Origin of the sequence: Streptomyces prasinopilosus (assembly GCF_001419695.1) — a bacterium.
Taxonomy (GTDB): Bacteria; Actinomycetota; Actinomycetes; order Streptomycetales; family Streptomycetaceae; genus Streptomyces; species Streptomyces prasinopilosus.
In genome coordinates, this window is the sequence record NZ_LIRG01000699.1 from 1 (window position 1) to 3956 (window position 3956).

A 3956-nucleotide genomic window follows, 5' to 3' on the forward strand; every position below is an offset into this window, starting at 1 on the left:
GTGACCCGCCGGCCGCCGGCCACCGGCCTGCGTTCCTCCGAGGTCAGCGGAGGCGCCGTCAGCAGTTCCCTGCCCGGGACCGCGCTCATGAACCGCTACGTCAACCGGCTGGTCCGGGCCGCGACGGCCGTCCCACCGCACCGGGGTAGAGGATGTCCTGGGAGGTGGCCAGTTCCCAGGCGGTGCCCGCGGGGCGGGCGATGGCGCGCTGGACCTCGCGTGCGAGTCCGGGGGCGCGGAGCCCGCTCCGGGCCACCGCGGCGCCGAGCTCGACGAGGCCCTGCGCGGCCACCGTCATCCCCTGGCCGTAGAGCGGGTTGTACGTGGCCACCGAGTCGCCGACCACGACGAACCCGTCCGGCCAGGTGGCCGCCCGCTCGAAGTAGCGGCGCCGGTTGACCGTGCTGCGGGAGACGGCGACCTCCTCCGTGAGCGGGGTGGTCGAGGAGATCAGCTCGCCCACGACGGGGTGCCGGATCGAGCGGGCGAAGGACTCGAACCGGTCGGGCTCGCGGGACGGTTCGCCGCCCCTCGTCCCCGAGAGGGTCACCAGCCAGCGCTCCCGCTCGACGGGGACGATCGTCGCCGTCCGGCCCGGCACCGGCTCGCCGGGATCGGACTGGACGTTGACGATGGGGAAGTCGCCGCTGCCCGCGGGCGCCCGGTAGAGGCGGCTGGCGTACACCAGTCCGGAATCGACCTCGGCCTCCTCGATGCCGTCCGTGCCCAGGGCCCGCAGCCACTCCGTGGCGCGTGACCCGCGGCCGCTGGCGTCCACCACGAGGTCGGCGTCGAGGGTCAGCTCCCGCCCCTCCGGCGTCCGCACGCGCACGCCGGTCACGCGGGCGGCCGTCCCCTCCAGGGCCCGCATCTCGTGTCCCTGCAGCAGGGTCACCGCCGGCATCCCCAGGACCCGCTCGCGCACCACCCAGTCCAGCAGGTCGCGGGTGCACGCGATCATGTACTGCATCTCCGGCCAGCGTCTGAGCCAGCCCTGCGCGGTCATCGACACCAGACCGGTCGGCAGGGGGATGCGCCGGGCTCCGGCCGCCAGCCAGCGGTCCGTGATGCCGGGAAGGATCCGCTCGAACGCCCGGGCGCCCCCGGACCACAGCACGTGCACGTGGCGGGCCTGGGGGAGCGACCTGCGCGGCTCGGGCCCGGCGGGCAGGACGTCGCGTTCGACGACGGTGACCTCGTCCGCGGCGCCGGCCAGGGCGGCGGCGGCGAGCATGCCGGCCATTCCGCCGCCGACGACCACGGCGCGGCGGGGCGCGGCACTGCGGGCGGTCCGGACAGGTGGTGTCATGGTGAACTGCTCTCTGGAAGGGCCGCGGGACGGCGCGCAGCGGCGACTAGGGGGGACTCCACGGCCCGCGACAGGCGCACGAGCCGCTCACGTTCTGGGCCGAGGACCGAGGCCAGGGCGAAGGCTCCGGCCGCGGCGGACTCCTCCGGCTCCCGCGGCGGACCTCCGGCTCGCGCCTCCACCGCGGCGACCACCATGGCGGCCACCCCCACGACGTCCGCCTCTTCTTCCGGCAGGCGGCTCCCGAGCGCCCCGGCGTGGGCGCGTCGCCGGACGAGGTCGTCGAAGTACGGCCGGAGAGCGAGCAGTTCGTCGTGGATGACGGTCTCCCGCACGCTCAGGCGCATGTCGGGGTCCGACCACCACGGGATGCGGGGAAGCGCGCTGCGCCTCCCCGGTACGCGCAGGAGCCTCCACAGCGTTCCCAGGCGCGCGTAGTTGATCCAGCACCGGACCAGGCCGCTGATCCGCGGGCCCAGCAGCGGCAGCAGGAACCCGAAGGTGACGATCAGGCCGCCCGCCGCGACGATCGGCGGCGCCACCGTCGTGCTGAGGGCGTCCCAGTCACGGCCGCTCCACCGGGCGACGACCGCGGAGAGCTTGGCGATGCCGAAAGCCAGGTTGAGGACGAACCCGACGACGAGGACGACCAGGCCCGCGCGCAGCCACTGCCGCACCTCCCGCGCCCAGCGCAGGCACAGCGCCGTCGTGACGACGGCGGAGGTGATGTGGGCGACGAGGTAGGTGACGATCATCTCGCGGATGAAGGGCGTGGTCGCGTAGTGGGTGTCCAGGTCGCGGAGCCGCTCGACGGGGGCGTCCCCCAGCGCGAAGAGCACGGGCAGGGAGACGACGGCCGCCGTGTAGCAGGCGATCCACCTCCGGGAGTGGCGCCGGACCGTCTCCGGCGGCCCGCCGCGCCAGTTGACGATCAGGACCAGGCAGGCGCAGCTGAAGGCGCACATGATGCAGTAGACCAGCGGGCCCGAGAAGTTCGGGATGCCCGTGAGGTCGTTGACCGTGCTGATGGTGGGCGGGGCGGCGAAGAAGAAGCAGACGCCCGCGGTGAAGAGCAGGAAGTGGGCGGAACGGACCAGCGGGTCGCGCCATCCCCGCCGCAGGGCGGGGAGTTTGGCGAGGAAGGCGACACCGAGGGCGACGGCGGGGAGGTAGTAGTCGGAGTTCCGCACGCATCAGCTCCGGCGGTGCCCGAGCGATGCCTGGATGCGCCGCGCCAGCTCGCTGTGCGGCGCCACCGCGTCGGTGCCCTCCAGCCAGTTGCGCAGGCGGCCCGCGAGGGTCAGACCGAACAGCTCTGCGTCGGACTCCTCGTCCCGGCCGAAGTCGGTGCGCGCCGCCACCTGGAGAGCGGCCGCCAGATCGGCCTCGTCCGCCAGCAGGCGCGCGGCGACCGCGGGGCCGGCCTCGTGCCGGCCGGCGTGACCGGCGACCATGTGCCAGGCCTCGTGCCCGAAGATCACCACCTGGTGCCAGGGGCTGGTGTCCTCCTGCACGCAGATCAGGTCCCGGTCCGCCATGTCCAGGTACAGTCCGCTGGCGGTGCCCGGCGGGAACGTCACCAGGCGGTACTCCACCGGTCTGCCGCGGCGCCCCGCGAGCCGGGCGCACAGGGCGTCGAACAACTCCGCGGGGGTCGACGGCCTGGCCAGACCGTCGAGAGCCCCCACCAGATCGTCGCGGAGCTTCCGCATGGCGCCCTTGGTGCTCACTTCTCTCCCCGGGTGGCTGGTGACATCGGACTGGCCGACAGCGGACGATGCGCGCTGCGACGCGGCCGGCGGCGTCACTTCACCCTCTCGGCGCCGCCGGCACCGGTGCTCAACACGCGTCAACCCCTGTGCCGCGTGAATCGCTGAATTGTACGAGCCTCCCTCACCTTAGGGGCGTGCGGCGCTCCTTGGCGGGGCGATGCGAGAAGCCGCCGTCCTCGGTGATCCCCGGGTCGTCCGGGCCCAGGCGTCGTCCGTGTCCGCGTCATGCGGGCCGGTGGCACCCGCCCCCGCGGGCGGGCGCACCGGATCCGGGCCCGCGTTCTTGTCCGCACCATTGACGTGTCCCCGCCGGGCCCTTACGGTCCGTTCGAAGTTACGGGCGTCATCCGATATGCCGAACGACTTGAGAGGGTGCGGCCCGTACGGGCACGCACNNTGACGGTCGCCGGGAGCCCGGGCTTCGCGGCACCCGGCACGGGGGCCGACGCGCTCGCCACCGGCATGAACTCCCACGGCATCCAGTGGGCCCGGCCGATGGCCGGCGGCCTCCTGGCGGGCCTGCCGCTGATCGTCGTCTTCGTCCTCTTCCGGCGCCGGATCGTGGCGGGCGTCGCCCACACCGGTCCGGCGGACCAGTGACCCCCCGAACCCCCGTCCCCAGGACCCCCGGAAGGACCATGTTGCGAACCGCCCGTTTCACCCTGGACCCCGCCTTCACCGTAGGTGAGGTGAACCCCCGCCTCTTCGGCTCGTTCGTGGAGCACCTCGGCCGCTGCGTGTACACCGGCATCTTCGAACCCGGCCACCCCACCGCGGACGCGGACGGCCTCCGCCAGGACGTCCTGGACCTCGTCAGGGAACTCGGCGTCACCGCCGTCCGCTACCCCGGCGGCAACTTCGTCTCCGGCTACAGG

Annotated in this window: 3 protein-coding genes and 2 pseudogenes; 2 read left to right on the plus strand and 3 right to left on the minus strand. The window is 73.8% G+C overall.

Going from position 1 to position 3956, the window contains the following annotated elements; all coding sequences use genetic code 11:
• Positions 1 to 100 precede the first annotated feature (100 nt).
• Genes AOK18_RS24775 through AOK18_RS24785 form a run of 3 tightly spaced genes read right to left on the minus strand, consistent with a single transcriptional unit; the run spans position 101 to position 3021 of the window.
• On the minus strand, positions 101 to 1309 hold the full coding sequence (locus tag AOK18_RS24775; RefSeq protein WP_079105157.1) for an FAD-dependent oxidoreductase: 1209 nt from the start codon (positions 1307 to 1309) through the stop codon (positions 101 to 103).
• Positions 1306 to 2499: an MAB_1171c family putative transporter gene (locus AOK18_RS24780; RefSeq protein WP_055570838.1), complete on the minus strand. Its 1194-nt coding sequence runs from the start codon at positions 2497 to 2499 to the stop codon at positions 1306 to 1308. The genes AOK18_RS24775 and AOK18_RS24780 overlap by 4 nt, the downstream gene beginning before the upstream one ends.
• A 3-nt stretch (positions 2500 to 2502) precedes the next feature.
• A complete protein-coding gene (locus tag AOK18_RS24785; RefSeq protein WP_055695768.1) occupies positions 2503 to 3021 on the minus strand; it encodes a hypothetical protein in 519 nt (172 codons plus the stop codon).
• Between the two features lie 457 nt (positions 3022 to 3478).
• On the opposite strand from AOK18_RS24785, the pseudogene AOK18_RS34675 reads away from it, so the two are divergent.
• Positions 3479 to 3681 (plus strand): annotated as a pseudogene (locus AOK18_RS34675) (hypothetical protein); the annotation flags it as partial.
• A 41-nt stretch (positions 3682 to 3722) separates the two neighbouring features.
• A pseudogene (locus AOK18_RS24795) lies at positions 3723 to 3956 on the plus strand (arabinosylfuranosidase ArfA); the annotation flags it as partial.

Bases quoted from the DNA above. Each gene is read 5' to 3' on its own strand.
- AOK18_RS24785 (WP_055695768.1), bottom strand. From the start codon at position 3,021: ATGCGGAAGCTCCGCGACGATCTGGTGGGGGCTCTCGACGGTCTGGCC.
- AOK18_RS24775 (WP_079105157.1), bottom strand. From the start codon at position 1,309: ATGACACCACCTGTCCGGACCGCCCGCAGTGCCGCGCCCCGCCGCGCC.